Source organism: Streptomyces sp. A012304 (genome assembly GCF_026008495.1).
Taxonomy (GTDB): domain Bacteria; phylum Actinomycetota; class Actinomycetes; order Streptomycetales; family Streptomycetaceae; genus Streptomyces.
Genome location: NZ_BQUN01000209.1, coordinates 58354 through 73672, shown reverse-complemented (window position 1 = coordinate 73672; position 15319 = coordinate 58354). Strand labels below are relative to the sequence as shown.

Here is a 15319-nt window from a genome sequence, read left to right as displayed (position 1 = left end):
CCGGGGAGGGGGCGTGGTGCGCGTCACCGGCCTGGTGGAGAAGCCCGCCCGCGCGGACGCGCCGAGCCGGTACGCCATGATCGGCCGCCATGTCCTCGACCCGGCCGTCTTCGACGTCTTCGACCGCACCTGCCCGGCCGGGGCGGCGAGATCCAGCTCACCGACGCCCTCCAGGAGCCGGCCGTCGGCGGCACGGTCCACGGCGTGGTCTTCTCCGGCCTGCGCTACGGCACCGGCGACAAGGCCGACTACCTCCGCACGGTCGTCCGCCTGGCCTGCCACCGGCCCGACCTGGGGCCGGAGTTCATCAGCCGGCTGAAGGAGTTCGCGGCAGGCCTGGAGGAGCGGGACGCGAGGGAGCGTCTGGTGGCGTGAGGGCGCGGCCGGGTTTCCCCGTCTCAGCCGTTGGGGCGAAGGGTCCAGACGACCGTCATCTCGCCGGTCACGGCGCCGTCGGCGCGGCGGATCTCGATCGACACCGGGAACTCGGGGCGCTCGCCCGCGTCGAGCTGGGCGACGACCTCGGCGGCCGGGCGGCCCAGCGTCGCGGTGGCGGTCACGGCGCCCATCGCGAGTTTCTTGTAGCCGATCTGCGCGCTGACGGCGAGCGGCACGGCCCGCGAGAGCTGGTCGCCGAAGGCGGCGAGGACGATCGCGCCGCTCGCGGACTCGCCGAGCGTGAACATCGCTCCGGCGTGCGGTCCACCGACGTGGTTGTGGTAGTCGCTCTGGTCCGGCAGGGCGACCACGGCCTTCTCCGGGCCGGTCTCGAGGAACTCGAGGTGCAGGGTCCGGGCCATGGGCACCGTGGCGGCGAGCATCTCGCCGATGGACATCTGGTCTGCGCTCATACCCACGAGGTTACCCGCGAGTAGCCTGTGCCCGCCAGACCGGTGTGATGATCGCCGTATGCTGGCCGACCATGTGGCCAGGAGAACAAGCGCCGACCGGCGGCCCGAACCCGCCGTATCCGCAGCACCCCCAGAACTTCCAGCACCCCCAGCCCGCACCTCCGAACCCGTACCAGCAGCCGGTCGCCCCCTGGAACGCGCCGACCGTGACGGCGGCGCCCGCGCCTGCGGCCGGGGGCGGCGGGGGCCGGACGAAGGTGGTGGCGATCGTGTCGGCCGCCGCCGTGGTGGTGGCCGCCGCCGTGACGGGCGTCGTGCTGGTGGGCGGCGGGGACGACGGGGCGGCTCCCGGCCCGGCCCCCTCCTCCGTCTCCGCCTCCGCCTCCTCCTCCGGCAACCCGCGCGGCGGCGCCGCCCAGCAGCCGACGATCGCCGGCTGGAAGGTCGTCGCGAACCCCGACATCGGCGTCGCCTTCGACGTGCCCGCCGAGTGGGCCCCGAGGTCCACCGACTGGGTGTCGTGGGTCGCCGAGGACGACGACCCCACGGAGAAGCCGCTCGTCGCCATGAAGGCCCCGGCCGTGCTGAAGGAGCAGTGGTGCGCCTCGGACGACGACCGGGACGGCGTCGACGACCACACCGTGCTCGCGCAGGCGGGCACCCGCGGCAACAACGGCGCGAAGAACACCGAGGAGATCGCCCGGGCGGACTCGGCGGCGTGGGTCTACGGCGACTACACCCAGCCCGACCGGGACAAGGTCACCACCGGCCCGGTGACCCCCTTCACGACCGCCTCCGGCCTCACCGGCAGCGTCGCCACCTCGCAGTCCTCCGGGGTCGAGAAGAAGGGCAAGTGCGACTCCGACGGCAAGGCCACCACGTTCGCCTTCAAGACCCCGGACGGCGACCTGGCGTCGTGGTCGTTCTTCGGCGCCAAGGGGGTCCGTGACGAGGTGTCGGAAGCCACAATCCGGAAAATCATGGGCACGGTGCGCGTGTTCGAGCCCTCCGACTCCTGATTCGGTACGTCCCTGACAAGGGGTGGTGACCGAAACGTGTCCCGGGCGGGACTAGGGTTTCTGGCCATGTGGCCAGGACAGCAGCCGCCCGGGGGAGAGCAGAACCCGCAGGCGCAGAACAATCCGTACCAGCAGCCGGGATACCAGCAGCCGAATCCCTATCAGCAACCCGGCTATCAGCAGCAGCCGGGTCATCAGCAGCCCAACCCCTATGCGCAGCAGCCGCAGTGGAACGTCCCCACGCCCGTGGGCGCGCCGCAGGCGGGCGGCCCGGGCGGAACCGGCGGCGGTGGCAACCGCACCAAGCTGATCGCGATCGTGGCGGCCGCGGCCGTCGTCGTGGCCGCCGGTGTCACCGGTTTCCTCGTGCTGGGCGGCGACGACGACCCGGCGGAGGCGACCGGCAAGGGCAGCAAGAGCCCGACCGTGTCCGCCGATCCGAGCGGCTCGGCCTCGGCGTCGTCCGGCACCGACGACAACCCGCGGGACAACGAGACGGAGAAGCCGACCGTCGCGGGCTGGAAGGTCGTCATCAACCCCAAGTGGGGCATCGCCTTCGACGTGCCGGCGGACTGGGAGGTGCAGTCCCCGGGGCTCGGGCAGGGCTTCGAGTGGGAGGACAAGGAACAGCCCGACGGCTACGACTCGATCATCATGTCGGGTACCGCCGAGTTCAAGTCCAAGTGGTGCTCGACCGACTCCGACAAGGACGGCGACGCCGACGACACCCCGCTGGCGATGGCCGGCACCAAGGGGGCCGAAGGGGCCAAGAACACCGACGAGATCGCCATCAACACACCCGCCTGGTGGGTCTTCGGCGGTTACACCGAGCCGGACAAGAAGAGCATCACCTTCGACAAGAAGGCGACCGCCTTCACCACCGCCTCGGGCGTCCAGGGCAGTTACGCCTGGGCGCAGTCGACGAACACGCCCCAGAAGGGCAAGTGCGACAGCGACGGCAAGGCGATCACGTTCGGCTTCAAGAACAGCAAGAGCGACTTCGTGTCGTTCAACCTGTACGCGGCCAAGGGCGTGAAGGACGAGCTGCCGAAGGCGACGATCATGCAGATCCTCTCGACCGTGCGGCTGCACGGGGAGCCCACGCAGAACTGAGCGGCACGCGGCACGACCGGGCGGGTGCGTCGGCACGGCTGGGCGGGCGCGTCAGTACGACCGGCGGGTGCGTCAGCCGGAGCGGGCGGGTGCGGGCCCCGGCAGGTAATCCGTTTGGCGGATCGGCGCCTCGGCGGGGATAGTCGGCCGGTGACCTCAGCCGCCGACACGCCCTCCCGGCTGCGCGGACCCGCCTGGGCGGGCCGCAATTACAGCCTGCTGACCGCCGCCGCGTTCATCACGAACCTCGGCAGTCAGGGGGCGCTCATCGCCGCCGCGTTCGCCGTCCTGGAGACGGGGGGCGACGGCGGCGACGTGGGTCTGGTCGCCGCCGCCCGCACGCTGCCACTGGTGCTGTTCCTGCTCATCGGCGGAGCGGTCGCCGACCGGCTGCCCCGGCACCGCGTGATGGTCGCGGCCAACGCCCTCAACTGTCTGTCGCAGGCCGCGTTCGCGGCGCTCGTCCTCGCGGGCGAGCCGCGGCTGTGGCAGATGATGCTGCTGACCGCGCTCGGCGGCAGCGGCCAGGCGTTCTTCAGTCCCGCCGCCGAGGGCATGCTGCTCTCCTCGGTCCAGGGGGAGCAGGCCGGCCGGGCGTTCGCGGTGTTCCGGATGGCGATGCAGGGCGCGGCCCTCGGTGGCGCGGCCCTGGGCGGTGCCATGGTGGCCGTGGTGGGGCCGGGCTGGGTCCTGGCGGCGGACGCCGCCGCGTTCGCCCTCGCCGGGTCGCTGCGCGCCTTCCTCGACGTGAGGGACGTCCCGGCGCGCGGGCCGGGCGGCGGCATGCTCGCCGATCTGCGGGAAGGCTGGCACGAGTTCATCGGCCGCCCGTGGCTGTGGGGAATCGTGCTCCAGTTCTCCGTCGCCAACGCGGTGATCGGCGCCGTCGACGCGGTCTACGGCCCGCTGGTCGCCCGGGACCATCTCGGCGGGCCGGGCCCCTGGGGTCTCGCGCTCGGCTTCTTCGGCGCGGGCACGGTGGCCGGCGCCTTCCTCATGACCCGCTGGAAGCCACGCCGTCTGCTGCTCGCCGGCACACTCTGCGTCTTCCCTCTGGCCCTTCCGTCCGCCGCGCTCGCCGTTCCCGTACCCATCGGTGTGCTGTGCGCGGTGATGTTCCTCACCGGCGTCACCCTGGAGGTCTTCGGCGTCTCCTGGATGACCGCCCTCCACCAGGAGATCCCCGAGGACAAGCTCTCCCGGGTCTCGGCCTACGACTGGTTCGGCTCGGTCGCCCTGATTCCCCTGGCCACGGCCCTCGCGGGCCCGGCGGAGACCGCCTTCGGCCGCACGGCGTCCCTGTGGGGCTGCGCCGTCGTGGTCGTCCTGGTCACGGCGGCGGTCCTGTGCGTCCCGGACGTCAGGAACCTGACCCGCCGCACCAAACAGGTCACCGCCCACACCCCTCCCCCGGCGGCCCCGGACGAGGTCGGGGACGAGGACCCGACGGGGGTGAACACACGGGCCACCGGCCGGGGCTGACGCGCACGCACCCCGGCAGGGGCACTCGCCGCACGGCGGCCGCCCCGCCCCGGCTCCTCCCGGGGCACTGACGGAACGTTCAACCGATCCCGAACGCCCCGTCGGGTGGCTCCGGGGACGGGACCGCGTCCTCGTCGCGTACCGGGCGGGCGCCGCCGATGAAGTCGCGCAGGGCGGGGCCGTGTTCGACGCGGGCGGGGAAGGCGTCGGAGGCGGTACGGCGGGCCAGGCCCGTGATGTCGAGGGGGTGGTGGGCCGCGGCGAGGACCGCGTTGCCGAAGCGGCGCCCCCGCAGCACCGCCGGTTCGGCGATGAGCAGGAGTTCCTCGAAGACCTCGGCGAGCGTGGCGAGTTGGGAGCGGAGAAAGGCGAACGGCGCCGCGTCCGCGAGGTTCGCCAGGTAGACACCGTCGGGGCGCAGCACCCGCCCGGCCGCACGCGCGTAGGCGAGGGACGTCAGATGGGCGGGCACGCGGGAGCCGCCGAAGACGTCCGCGACGAGCACGTCCGCCGAGCCTGAGGGTGCCGCCTCCAGCCAGGCCCGGGCGTCGGCCGCGTGCAGGGCGACGTCCGCGCCGTCCGGCAGCGGCAGATGCTCGACGACCAGGTCCAGCAGCCCCCGGTCGGCCTCGACGACGTCCTGGCGTGAGCCCGGACGGGTCGCGGCCACGTACCGGGGCAGGGTGAGCGCCCCGCCGCCGAGGTGCAGCACCTCCAGCGGCCGTCCCTCCTCCGCGAGGACGTCGAGGACGTGCCCCAGCCGCCGCGCGTACTCGAACTCCAGGTGGTCGGGCTCGTCGAGATCGACGTACGACTGCGGCGCCCCGTCCACGGTCAGCAGCCAGGCCCGCTCCCGGTCGACGTCGGGCATCAGCTTGGCGGTGCCGTGATCGACGGCGCGGGAGACGGGGAGGGACTCGTTCACGCCCTCATTGTCCCGCGCGCCCGAAGAGGCCGAGGAGCGCGGGGACCGCGCGACCGGTCACGGCCGGCCCACGGCCCCCGCACGCGGGGTTCCCCTCACGCGACGGCGGTCACGGTCCCCGCCCCCACGGTCCGCCCGCCCTCACGGACGGCGAACCCGAGCCCCGGCTCCAACGGCACCTCACGCCCCAGCTCGACGGAGATCGTCACCGTCTCGCCGGGCCGTGCGATCCCCGTCTCCCCCAGGTCGACGACGCCCATCACGTCCGCCGTACGGAGGTAGAACTGCGGCCGGTACCCGGTGGCGATCGGCGTCGTGCGCCCGCCCTCGCGCCCGGACAGCAGGTACACCCGCGCCGAGAACCGCCGTCGCGGCGCGACGCTCCCCGGCGCGGCCACCACATGCCCGCGGCGGACGGCGTCGCGCGGCACCCCGCGCAGCAGCAGCGCCACATTGTCCCCAGCCTGCGCCTCCTCCATCGGCTTGCCGAAGGTCTCCAGCCCGGTGACGACCGTCTCGACGGACGCCCCGAGCACCTCGACGCGGTCACCGACGCGCACGGTGCCCCGCTCGACGGCCCCGGTGACCACGGTTCCCCGGCCGGTGATGGTCAGCACGTTCTCCACGGGCAGCAGGAACGGCGCGTCCAGATACCGCTCGGGCATCGGCACATAGGTGTCCACCGCGTCGAGCAGCGCGTCGATCGACGCCGTCCACCGCGGGTCGCCCTCCAGCGCCCTCAGCCCGGAGACCCGTACGACGGGCGCGGCGTCGCCCCCGTAGCCGTGCGCGGTGAGCAGGTCGCGGACCTCCAGCTCGACGAGGTCCGCCAGCTCCTCGTCGGCCCGGTCCGCCTTGTTCAGGGCCACCACCACGTGGTCCACGCCCACCTGCCGGGCGAGGAGCACGTGTTCGGCGGTCTGCGGCATGATCCCGTCGAGCGCCGAGACGACGAGGATCGCCCCGTCGAGCTGCGCGGCTCCGGTGACCATGTTCTTGACGTAGTCGGCGTGGCCGGGCATGTCGACGTGCGCGTAGTGCCGGGTGTCGGTCTCGTACTCGACGTGCGCGATGTTGATGGTGATGCCGCGCGCCGCCTCCTCCGGCGCCCTGTCGATGCGGTCGAACGGGACGTACGCGGTGGTACCGCCGGCGCCGCGCTCGGCGAGGACCTTGGTGATGGCGGCGGTCAGGGTGGTCTTGCCGTGGTCGACGTGCCCCATCGTGCCGATGTTCAGGTGCGGTTTGGTGCGCACGTATGCCGTCTTGGACATGGCGATACCTCGAAGCCTCTCAGTGAAGGTGCTGAGTGATGGCCCCGGCGGCGCGTGGGCGCGGCCGGGACGGGGACCCCGAGAACTCGCCGACCCTCCCCCTGCGGGGTCCGCCGGACGATCCGGAGAGGGTCAGCTTCGGGCGCCGTCGACGGCGGCCACGACAACGGGAACGGCAGCCTTCGGGGCATCCGCGACCGCGGATGCTGTGACGACGAAGGCGTACCGGAACATGGGGTAGATCCTGGCCGAGGGTTCGACGGGTGTCGAATGGTTTTCGGCTGTCACCTCACGAAAGGACGGGTGTTACCCGGATGACCGACCTGCCCCCCGCCGACTGGTGGTCGTCGCTGCCCGGCGACGTGCGCGACCAGGTCGACGGGCATGTGCTGCGGGACGCCCGGCTGCCGGCGGTCCAGGCCGTCCTGGAGGCCGGCCGGGCCCGCGGGCTGGGGCTCGACGGCGCCCAGTTCGTCGTCCACGAGCGTTACCTGCACCACGGTGACCGCGTCGCCCGCAGGCCCGGGCCTGTTCTCGACGTGGAATCCCTGGCCGTCCGCGCGGCGGGGCTGACCGGGCGGGTCGTGGCGATCGAGGCCGTGTGGGACGGGGACACCGTCCACGACTGGTTCGTGGACCTGGTGGCCGTCACCGCCGAGCCCGCGGGCGAGCACCGGCTGACGACGATCCCCTGGGGGGCGGCCGTCCGTCGGCTCGGTGACGAGGACCCCGGCGCGCGGCACCCCTCGGCCGTCGTGGCCGACCGGATCGGCGGGGCCCTGGCCGCCCGTCTCTCGGTGCCCTTCCGCTTCACCAGCCCTGACATTCCGGGCAATTAGGGCAATAAGCTCGTATAGGGCGATGAGGCATTCCGTCGGCACCGACCGTCTCCGTTCCTGTGACGGGCTTGAGACGGACCACACGGCGATCACACACCTCCGTCGGTTAGTGTCGCCGGATGCTCGATGCCACCACCCGCTCGGGGGGCACCGCCACGGCCGCCCCCCGGGCCGCGGCAACGGAGTTGGCTGTTCCGCTTCCCGTCCCCGCCGTCGCACCCGCCGTCGCACCCGCCGCGTCCACGCCCGCCGCACCCGCCGGGCTCGCCGCGCGGTGCACGAGAGTGCTGCTCTCGCCCTGGTCCCGCTTCTCGCTGCTGGTCGCGCTGCTCGCGGCGGCGGCCTCCTGCGTGCTGCTCTTCGAGCCGCAGAAGCTGCTCGCGGACGGCTGGCCACCACAGCTGGGCGGCGCCTCGGCGGCGGCCGTGTTCGCGGTCGCCTACGGGCTGTGCACGGTGGCGTTCGTGCCGAGGCCCCTGCTGAACCTGGCCGCGGGCGCGCTGTTCGGCGCCCAGCTGGGCCTGGGCGCGGCACTGGGGGGCACGGTGCTGGGCGCCGGGATCGCCTTCGGGCTCGGGAGGATCCTCGGGCAGGACGCGCTGCGGCCGCTGCTGCGGGGCAGGCTGCTGAAGGCCGCGGACGGGCAGCTCAGCCGGCACGGGCTGCGCTCGATGCTGGCGGCCCGGCTGTTCCCCGGGGTGCCGTTCTGGGCCGCGAACTACTGCGCCGCCGTCTCCCGCATGGGCTGGCTGCCGTTCCTGGTCGCGACCGCGCTGGGCTCGATCCCGAACACGGCCGCGTACGTCGTCGCCGGAGCCAGCGCCTCGTCGCCGACCTCTCCGCTCTTCCTGATCTCGATGGCCTGCATCGCCCTGCCGGCGCTGGCGGGCGCGGCGGTGGCCTGGCGCAAGCGCCACCACCTGCGGGCCCGCTGAGCCTCAGACGGCTTCCAGGACCATCGCGTTGGCGAGTCCGCCCGCCTCGCACATCGTCTGGAGGGCGTAGCGGGCGCCGCGCTCGCGCATCGCGTGGACGAGGGTCGTCGTCAGCCGGGTCCCGCTCGCGCCGAGCGGGTGACCGAGCGCGATCGCGCCGCCGTGCACATTGACCTTGGCGAGGTCCGCGCCGGTCTCCTGACGCCAGCCCAGCACCACGCTGGCGAACGCCTCGTTGACCTCGAACAGATCGATGTCGTCCAGGCTCAGCCGCGCCCGGCGCAGCACCTTCTCGGTGGCCGGGACGACGCCGGTGAGCATCAGCAGCGGGTCGGAGCCGGTGACGGCGAAGCTGTGCAGCCGGGCGAGCGGGCGCAGCCCGAGGCGGGCGGCCATCTCCCCGGAGGTGATCAGCACGGCCGAGGCGCCGTCGTTGATCGGGCTGGCGTTGCCCGCGGTGACGTTCCACTCGATCTGCGGGAAGCGCTCGGCGAACCCGGGGTCGTGGTAGGCGGGACGCAGGCCGGCGAGGACATCGAGGCTGCTGTCGGGCCGTACGCACTCGTCGCGCGAGACGCCGGCCAGGGGCGCGACCTCGGCGTCGAACAGGCCCTTCTCCCAGGCCTCGGCGGCCTTGCGGTGCGAGGACAGGGCGAAGGCGTCCATCTGCTCGCGGGTGATCGACCACTTGGCGGCGATGAGTTCGGCACTGATGCCCTGCGGGACGAGGCCTTCCGGATAGCGCTCGGCGACGCCGGGGCCGAAGGGATCCTTGCCGGGCGGCACGTTCGACCACATCGGCACCCGGCTCATCGACTCCACGCCGCAGGCGACGACGAGGTCGTAGGCGCCCGCGAGGACGCCCTGGGCGGCGAAGTGCACGGCCTGCTGGGAGGAGCCGCACTGCCGGTCGACGGTCGTCGCGGGGACCGTCTCCGGGAAGCCCGCGGACAGGACGGCGTACCGGGTGGTGTTCATGGCCTGCTCGCCGACCTGGTCGACGGTGCCGCCGATGACGTCGTCGATCAGCGCGGGGTCGACGCCGGAGCGCTCGACGAGGGCGCGCAGGGTGTGGGCGAGGAGCTCGACGGGGTGCACGTGGGCGAGGGAACCGTTCGGCTTGCCCTTGCCGATGGGGGTGCGTACGGCTTCGACGATGACTGCGTCACGCATGTGCGGGCCTCCTTGGCCGCCGGGCGGTGACCGGCCCGCCGGACGGGCGGCTACCGGTGAGTAGGAAATCCGAACTCACCATAACTCTGTGAGTTGGAAAATCAAACCCTCACCTAGACTGGGCGTCATGGCCGCCTCCACCAAAGACCCGCGCCCCTGCTCGATCGCCGACACCCTGGCGCTCGTCGGAGAGAAGTACTCCCTGCTCGTACTGCGGGAGGTGTGTCTGGGCAACGGCCGCTTCGACCAGCTGGTGCGCAACATCGGCGCCCCGCGCGACGTCCTGACCACCCGGCTGCGCCGGCTCGTCGACGCCGGGATCCTGACCCGGCGCGCCTACAGCGAGCGCCCCCAGCGCTTCGAGTACCTGCCCACCCGGGCGGGGCTGGAGCTGGAGCCGGTCCTGATGACCCTCATGGCGTGGGGCGACCGCCACCTCCGCACGGACGACGACCGCCCCATGGTCATCGAGCACGCCTGCGGCAACGAAATGGTCCCGGTGGTCACCTGCGCGGCCTGCGGCGATCCGGTCCGCCACGAGGAACTGACCGCCCACCCCCAGAGCCCCGGCTGGACCCTGTCGGGGCCGACGGCGGCCTGATCGGGTACGCCCCGGTCCGCCCGGGGTGCGCCCGGTTCACCAGGGGTGCGCCTGAAGGTACTTGGCGATCTCCTCCCGCTCCCAGGCGCCGTCGGCCACGACGACGCGGTAGCGGCGGGTGAGGGTGTCGCCGGGGGCGAGTTCCAGCTCGTCGTAGAACGCCCAGGACGGGGCGATGCCGGCGAAGGGCTCGTTGCGCACGAACCAGTGGGCGGGGTGGGCGCCCGCGGCGCCCGAGTGGTCGTTCTCCGGGGCGTGGGCGAAGACGACCGTGGCGTGACCGTCGGTGCCGTCGTGCTCGCCGGACAGGGCCAGCCAGGGGCCCTGGGTGCCCATCAGCCCGGGCCCCTCGCCGTCGGGGCCGATGACGCGGCCGTCACGGAAGGCCCGCGGACCGCGCCAGAACAGGCCGGTGTAGCCGGCCATCTCCCGCCCGGCGGTAGTCGGGCTGCCGAACCGCAGGGGCTCGTCACGGCGGTTCGTGATGGCGCTGGTCCAGGTCAGCGCCCAGGAGCCGAAGGCCCGGTCCACGTCGTGCACCTCGATGCGGCGCCGCTCCTCGGCCCACAGCTCACCGCTGTGCGGATGCCAGGTCAGACGCTCGGCGATGACGACCCGGTCGCCGTCGGCCGTGATCTCGTCGAAGGCGACGTGCGCCATCGAGCCGACGCGTTCGGGGAGTTCGAGATACCCCTCGCCGTGGACATAGGTGTTGCCGCCCCACAGGTTCGCGCCTGACAGATGGGAGGCGGTCAGCGACAGGCCCTTGTGCCAGCGGTGGTCGTTGGGCCGGTAGTCGGTGACGACGTCGCCCGCGAGGGTGCGCAGCGGGTGGATGTACGGCCTCGGCGCCTCCCAGGCGGCCTCCGGCCGGTACACGTACGCGAGCAGTTCCACACCGCCGGCCGGGTCGGTCACGGTGACCCGGTCGCCGTACGCGTGGACGAGACGCAGGCCGCTCACGCCGACACCTCCTCGGTGGCGGTCGGTGCGGCGGCTGGCGCCCAGCCGGGGGCGCCGCCGTGCAGGGCGGTGTAGTAGGGGTCGCCGGGGCCGATCTCGCCCCGCTTCACCGTGGTGTCCGTGAACGCCGACTTGTACAGCGCGGTGATCAGTTCCAGGCTGGTGCGCCCGTCGGCGCCGCTGCTGCGCGGCCGCTCACCGGCGCGCATGCTCGCCACCAGCTCGCGCAGCTGCGCCAGGTGCGAACTGGGCACGTCCGCGCCGAAGTCCTGCCAGGCGGCCGCCCGGTCGCCGGGCACGTCCGGGGCCGGCGTGATGCGCCAGTCGGCGTTGGAGTGGCCGTAGAGATGGGTGAGCTCGACCGTGGCCCGCTCGCAGTCGATGCGGATGCGGCTGACCTCGTCGGGGCTCAGGACGCTGTTGACGATCGTCGCCATGGCCCCGTTCTCGAAGCGGACCAGGGCGGTGGAGACGTCCTCGGTCTCCACGTCGTGGACGAGCCGGCCGGCCATGGCCCGCACCTCGCTCCACGGGCCGAGCAGGTCCAGCAGCAGATCCATCTGGTGGATGCCGTGGCCCATGGCGGGCCCGCCGCCCTCGGTCCGCCAGCGCCCACGCCAGGGCACCGCGTAGTAGGCGGTGTCGCGGTACCAGGTGGTCTGGCAGTGCGCCACGAGCGGCCGGCCGAGGGCCTGCTCAGCGAGCAGCCGCCGTACGTGCCGGGAACCGGACCCGAAGCGGTGCTGGAAGACGATCGAGGCGTACGGGCCGCCCTCGGTCCCCTCCTCGGCCTCCACGGCGTCGTAATCGGCGAGCGTCGGGACCGGCGGCTTCTCGCACCATACCCAGGCACCGGCCCGCAGCGCGGCCACGCTCTGCTCCCGGTGCAGGGTCGGCGGGGTGCAGATGGTCACCAGATCGGGGCGCTGCTCGGCCAGCATCCGCTCCAGATCGGTGTAAGCGTGCGGAACCCCACCTTCCGCGCAGAACGCCTCCACAGCGGCGGCATCGATGTCGACGGCCGCGACCACCTCGGTCTCGCCCTCGGCCGCGAGCCGGTCGAGGGCCGGCAGGTGGGAGCCGCGGGCGATGGCGCCGGTGCCGATCACGGCGGCCCGGATGCGGCGTCCGGCGAGCGGAGTGGATGGGGACATGGGCGTGATCAGCACTCCTCCGACGAACGACCGAACCACTGGCTGGAGCGCGGCACACCGCGAGCGAGGCATGCAGCAAGCGCTTTCCCTCCAGCAGCAACGTATGCGGCCTCCCCAGGCCCGGTCAACACATCCGCCCAGCTCGGCCGCACCGCGCGCCCTTTCCCGGCGCCGCACGCCTATCCCCCGCGCGTCCTCCTTCGAAACCCCTGTGGCGGGACTGTCACCCGGGGGCGATACGCTGCCCTCTGCACACCACTTGATCACCGCACGCGCGGCGGCCCGCCGTGTCCGTCGCCCTTTCCCGATCGGCACTTGGACTCCGTAACCTCATGTCTTGGTTTGAATCCCTCATCCTCGGACTCGTCCAGGGGCTGACCGAGTTCCTCCCCGTCTCCTCCAGCGCGCACCTGCGGCTGACCGCGGCCTTCTCGGGCTGGGAGGACCCTGGCGCCGCCTTCACGGCGATCACCCAGATCGGCACGGAGGCGGCCGTCCTGATCTACTTCCGCAAGGACATCGGGCGGATCGTGTCGGCGTGGTCCCGGTCGCTGTTCGACAAGAGCATGCGCAAGGAACACGACGCCAAGATGGGCTGGCTGGTGATCGTCGGGTCGATCCCGATCGGTGTGCTCGGCGTCACCCTCAAGGACCAGATCGAGGGACCCTTCCGCGATCTGCGGCTCACCGCGACGATGCTCGTGGTCGTCGGCGTCATCATCGGCATCGCCGACCGGCTGGCGGCCCGCGACGAGAACAGCAGGCGGCACCGCGCGCCCAAGCAGCGCAAGACGCTGGACAACCTCGGCGTGAAGGACGGTCTGATCTTCGGCCTCTGCCAGGCCTGTGCGCTCATTCCCGGCGTCTCCCGGTCCGGCGCCACCATCAGCGGCGGCCTCTTCATGGGCTACAAGCGCGAGGCGGCGGCCCGTTACTCGTTCCTGCTCGCCATCCCCGCCGTGCTGGCCTCCGGGCTCTTCGAGCTGAAGGACGCGATGGAGGGCGGGCACGTGGCGTGGGGGCCGACGGCGTTCGCGACGGTGATCGCGTTCGCGTCCGGATACGCGGTCATCGCCTGGTTTATGAAGTTCATCAGCACCAAGTCGTTCATGCCGTTCGTCTACTACCGCGTCGCCCTCGGCCTCATCCTCATCGCGCTGGTGGCGATGGGCGTGCTCAGCCCGCACGCGGCGGAGTCGGCGGGCTGACCGGACGGTCCGGGGCGAGGACCGAGATACCCGATTCCCCTTCCCCGCCCGGCAGTTGGTGTCGGTGGTCGACCGTGACCAAGCCCATACGGGACGCGTAGCCGTCCGGTAGCGCAGTGTCAGTGCTTGCCCCTACGCTGTTCGGCATGTCCCCCACTTCTACCACCCCTGGTTCCGTGCGGTCCGCCGCCGAGGTGAACGAGCAGATCCGGTCGCTGTGGCTGCGCGCGGGAGGGTCGCTGTCGGCCCAGGAGCGGGCGGAGTACGAGCTGCTGGTGGTGGAGTGGGCCGCGGCGATGCGCGGCGAGGTGGTCGAGGCGGCCTGAGACGCCGCCCGCGTTTCACAGCCGGCCCGATCCAGACGACAGGCCCGCCGATAGCGGGGACTGCGGAGCATGATGCATCAGCCCTGAGTCTTCGCCGGGCCTGCATGGCTGGAGCCCGGGCTTGTCGGTGATCGAGAACAAGACAGCCACCATGAACGTGCGCCTCATGCTGGGATCACCCAGCCAGTCAAGGGGTGCTCCGGATCGGGCACGTGTCGCGCCAAGGCGGTCGCGGATAGACATGCCCGGTCGACAGATCGAACCTATGTCCCCCACATAGACGCATCCCACAGCACGACGACTACTGACCGTATTGAATCTAGTGCGCTAAGTAATCATCTCTTTAGGGTTAAAGCGACGCCAACCCCGTATCCCTGGAGGATTCGTGGCACGCTTCCGTACCCGTCTGGCCCTACTCGGCTCGGCCGCGGCTCTCGCCGCCGGCGCCGCCGTCCCCGCGCAGTTCACCGGAGCACAACCCGCCGCCGCGGCCGAGAAGAAGCAGTGGGTCGCCTTGGGTGACTCCTACACCGCCGGGGTCATCAAAGCCGCGGGCGACCCCATCGATTACCCGCGCGACGGCTGCGAGCGCACCGACAAGTCCTACCCCGAGGTCGCCTACCAGGACCTCTGGTACTTCTTCGACCTGACCCAGAACGTCAGCTGCGGCGCCGCCACCATCGAGAACGTCACCGACACACCCCAGCTCCCGATCGGCCACCACTTCCCGCCCCACTTCCCGGACCCGGACTACCCGTTCCCCGCGGTGCCCCCTCAGTCCGAGGCGGTGGGCCCCGACACCGACGTCATCACCGTCGGCGTGGGCGGAAACACCCTCGGCTTCGCCGACATCCTCGACAAGTGCACCCGGCTGGGCGGCGAAGCCGAAGGCGCGGGAACCCCGTGCAAGGAAGCCCTGGCCGCCGGCATCCCGGCCCGGCTGAAGAAGGTGAGCCAGGAATACGACCGGATGCTCACGGTGCTCCACAAGCGTGCCCCGAAGGCGAAGATCCTGACCGTCGGCTACCCCACCATCGTCCCCCAGAACACCTCCAAGTGCGGCTGGGCGGACATCACGAAGTTCGGCACGATCACCCAGGGCGACCTGGACTGGCTTCGCCAGGACGTCCTGGAACCCCTCAACGAGACCATCGAGAAGTCGACCAGCACGCAGGAAGCCGCCAGCTTCGTCGATCTCTACGACTCCTCCCAGAGGCACAGCGTCTGCGACGACGACAAGTGGGTGGAGGGCTTCGTCACGCCCCCTGACCAGCTGTCCCTGGTGCACCCCAACGCCCACGGCCACCGCAACGCCGCCGACCACGTCGGACAGGCGTTGCTGAACGCCCTCGACGAGAGCTGACCCCCACCGCACCCCCGGGGCAAACCCGCAGCGAACCGGCGACGCGGCCGGCCTTCGGCGTTCAGCCAGGGGCCGGTTCCGTGTTCCAGGGCG

15 protein-coding genes and 1 pseudogene are annotated in these 15319 nt (G+C 72.1%); 10 read left to right on the top strand and 6 right to left on the bottom strand.

Annotated elements, in window-relative coordinates; genetic code table 11:
• Window positions 1-4: 4 nt before the first annotated feature.
• A pseudogene (locus ALMP_RS42230) lies at window positions 5-375 on the top strand (UTP--glucose-1-phosphate uridylyltransferase); the annotation flags it as partial.
• 23 nt (window positions 376-398) lie between these two features.
• Here the strand turns inward: ALMP_RS42230 and ALMP_RS42225 are convergent.
• Entirely contained in the window at window positions 399-836 is a 438-nt protein-coding gene (locus tag ALMP_RS42225; RefSeq protein ID WP_264937403.1) for a DUF4442 domain-containing protein, read from the bottom strand.
• Between the two features lie 86 nt (window positions 837-922).
• Between ALMP_RS42225 and ALMP_RS42220 the strand changes: the two genes are divergently transcribed.
• From ALMP_RS42220 to ALMP_RS42210, 3 genes are all read left to right on the top strand, one after another.
• A complete protein-coding gene (locus ALMP_RS42220; RefSeq protein WP_264937345.1) occupies window positions 923-1870 on the top strand; it encodes a hypothetical protein in 948 nt (315 codons plus the stop codon).
• A 66-nt stretch (window positions 1871-1936) separates the two neighbouring features.
• On the top strand, window positions 1937-2983 hold the full coding sequence (locus tag ALMP_RS42215; protein WP_264937344.1) for a hypothetical protein: 1047 nt from the start codon (window positions 1937-1939) through the stop codon (window positions 2981-2983).
• Window positions 2984-3133: 150 nt separating this feature from the next.
• Window positions 3134-4465, top strand: a complete 1332-nt coding sequence (locus ALMP_RS42210; RefSeq protein ID WP_264937343.1) for an MFS transporter — start codon at window positions 3134-3136, stop codon at window positions 4463-4465.
• Between the two features lie 79 nt (window positions 4466-4544).
• Here ALMP_RS42210 and ALMP_RS42205 read toward each other — a convergent pair whose 3' ends face one another.
• On the bottom strand, window positions 4545-5390 hold the full coding sequence (locus tag ALMP_RS42205) for a spermidine synthase (RefSeq protein WP_264937341.1): 846 nt from the start codon (window positions 5388-5390) through the stop codon (window positions 4545-4547).
• Window positions 5391-5485: 95 nt separating this feature from the next.
• The gene (gene tuf / locus ALMP_RS42200; protein WP_264937340.1) at window positions 5486-6664 is read right to left on the bottom strand and encodes an elongation factor Tu; all 1179 of its coding nucleotides are present in this window, start codon (window positions 6662-6664) and stop codon (window positions 5486-5488) included.
• A gap of 314 nt (window positions 6665-6978) precedes the next feature.
• Here tuf and ALMP_RS42195 point away from each other — a divergent pair, with 314 nt between their 5' ends.
• Both ALMP_RS42195 and ALMP_RS42190 read left to right on the top strand, forming a co-directional pair.
• A complete protein-coding gene (locus ALMP_RS42195; protein ID WP_264937339.1) occupies window positions 6979-7503 on the top strand; it encodes a hypothetical protein in 525 nt (174 codons plus the stop codon).
• Window positions 7504-7622: 119 nt separating this feature from the next.
• Window positions 7623-8438 (top strand): TVP38/TMEM64 family protein, encoded by an 816-nt coding sequence (locus ALMP_RS42190; protein WP_264937338.1) that lies wholly within the window; start codon window positions 7623-7625, stop codon window positions 8436-8438.
• 3 nt (window positions 8439-8441) lie between these two features.
• Here the strand turns inward: ALMP_RS42190 and ALMP_RS42185 are convergent, their stop codons facing one another.
• Window positions 8442-9611 (bottom strand): thiolase family protein, encoded by a 1170-nt coding sequence (locus ALMP_RS42185; protein ID WP_264937337.1) that lies wholly within the window; start codon window positions 9609-9611, stop codon window positions 8442-8444.
• A 127-nt stretch (window positions 9612-9738) separates the two neighbouring features.
• Here ALMP_RS42185 and ALMP_RS42180 point away from each other — a divergent pair, with 127 nt between their 5' ends.
• Window positions 9739-10212: a helix-turn-helix domain-containing protein gene (locus ALMP_RS42180; RefSeq protein ID WP_264937336.1), complete on the top strand. Its 474-nt coding sequence runs from the start codon at window positions 9739-9741 to the stop codon at window positions 10210-10212.
• Between the two features lie 36 nt (window positions 10213-10248).
• Here the strand turns inward: ALMP_RS42180 and ALMP_RS42175 are convergent, their stop codons facing one another.
• Window positions 10249-11175 carry a PmoA family protein gene (locus tag ALMP_RS42175; protein ID WP_264937335.1) on the bottom strand — a complete coding sequence of 309 codons (927 nt, stop codon included), beginning with the start codon at window positions 11173-11175 and terminating at the stop codon, window positions 10249-10251.
• A complete protein-coding gene (locus ALMP_RS42170) occupies window positions 11172-12329 on the bottom strand; it encodes a Gfo/Idh/MocA family protein (RefSeq protein WP_264937334.1) in 1158 nt (385 codons plus the stop codon). Before ALMP_RS42170 ends, ALMP_RS42175 begins: the two co-directional genes overlap by 4 nt.
• 332 nt (window positions 12330-12661) lie before the next feature.
• On the opposite strand from ALMP_RS42170, the gene ALMP_RS42165 reads away from it, so the two are divergent.
• The 3 genes from ALMP_RS42165 (at window position 12662) to ALMP_RS42155 (ending at window position 15226) form a co-directional block, all read left to right on the top strand.
• Entirely contained in the window at window positions 12662-13537 is an 876-nt protein-coding gene (locus ALMP_RS42165) for an undecaprenyl-diphosphate phosphatase (RefSeq protein ID WP_264937333.1), read from the top strand.
• 146 nt (window positions 13538-13683) lie between these two features.
• Window positions 13684-13863 carry a hypothetical protein gene (locus ALMP_RS42160; protein WP_264937332.1) on the top strand — a complete coding sequence of 60 codons (180 nt, stop codon included), beginning with the start codon at window positions 13684-13686 and terminating at the stop codon, window positions 13861-13863.
• 385 nt (window positions 13864-14248) lie between these two features.
• A complete protein-coding gene (locus ALMP_RS42155; RefSeq protein WP_264937331.1) occupies window positions 14249-15226 on the top strand; it encodes an SGNH/GDSL hydrolase family protein in 978 nt (325 codons plus the stop codon).
• Window positions 15227-15319: the final 93 nt, after the last annotated feature.

Excerpts from the sequence above, each read along its gene's own strand:
- ALMP_RS42225 (WP_264937403.1), bottom strand. The coding sequence starts at position 836 with ATGTCCATCGGCGAGATGCTCGCCGCCACGGTGCCCATGGCCCGGACC.
- ALMP_RS42220 (WP_264937345.1), top strand. The coding sequence starts at position 923 with ATGTGGCCAGGAGAACAAGCGCCGACCGGCGGCCCGAACCCGCCGTAT.
- ALMP_RS42215 (WP_264937344.1), top strand. The coding sequence starts at position 1,937 with ATGTGGCCAGGACAGCAGCCGCCCGGGGGAGAGCAGAACCCGCAGGCG.
- tuf (WP_264937340.1), bottom strand. The coding sequence starts at position 6,664 with ATGTCCAAGACGGCATACGTGCGCACCAAACCGCACCTGAACATCGGC.
- ALMP_RS42195 (WP_264937339.1), top strand. The coding sequence starts at position 6,979 with ATGACCGACCTGCCCCCCGCCGACTGGTGGTCGTCGCTGCCCGGCGAC.
- ALMP_RS42190 (WP_264937338.1), top strand. The coding sequence starts at position 7,623 with ATGCTCGATGCCACCACCCGCTCGGGGGGCACCGCCACGGCCGCCCCC.
- ALMP_RS42185 (WP_264937337.1), bottom strand. The coding sequence starts at position 9,611 with ATGCGTGACGCAGTCATCGTCGAAGCCGTACGCACCCCCATCGGCAAG.
- ALMP_RS42180 (WP_264937336.1), top strand. The coding sequence starts at position 9,739 with ATGGCCGCCTCCACCAAAGACCCGCGCCCCTGCTCGATCGCCGACACC.
- ALMP_RS42170 (WP_264937334.1), bottom strand. The coding sequence starts at position 12,329 with ATGTCCCCATCCACTCCGCTCGCCGGACGCCGCATCCGGGCCGCCGTG.
- ALMP_RS42165 (WP_264937333.1), top strand. The coding sequence starts at position 12,662 with ATGTCTTGGTTTGAATCCCTCATCCTCGGACTCGTCCAGGGGCTGACC.
- ALMP_RS42160 (WP_264937332.1), top strand. The coding sequence starts at position 13,684 with ATGTCCCCCACTTCTACCACCCCTGGTTCCGTGCGGTCCGCCGCCGAG.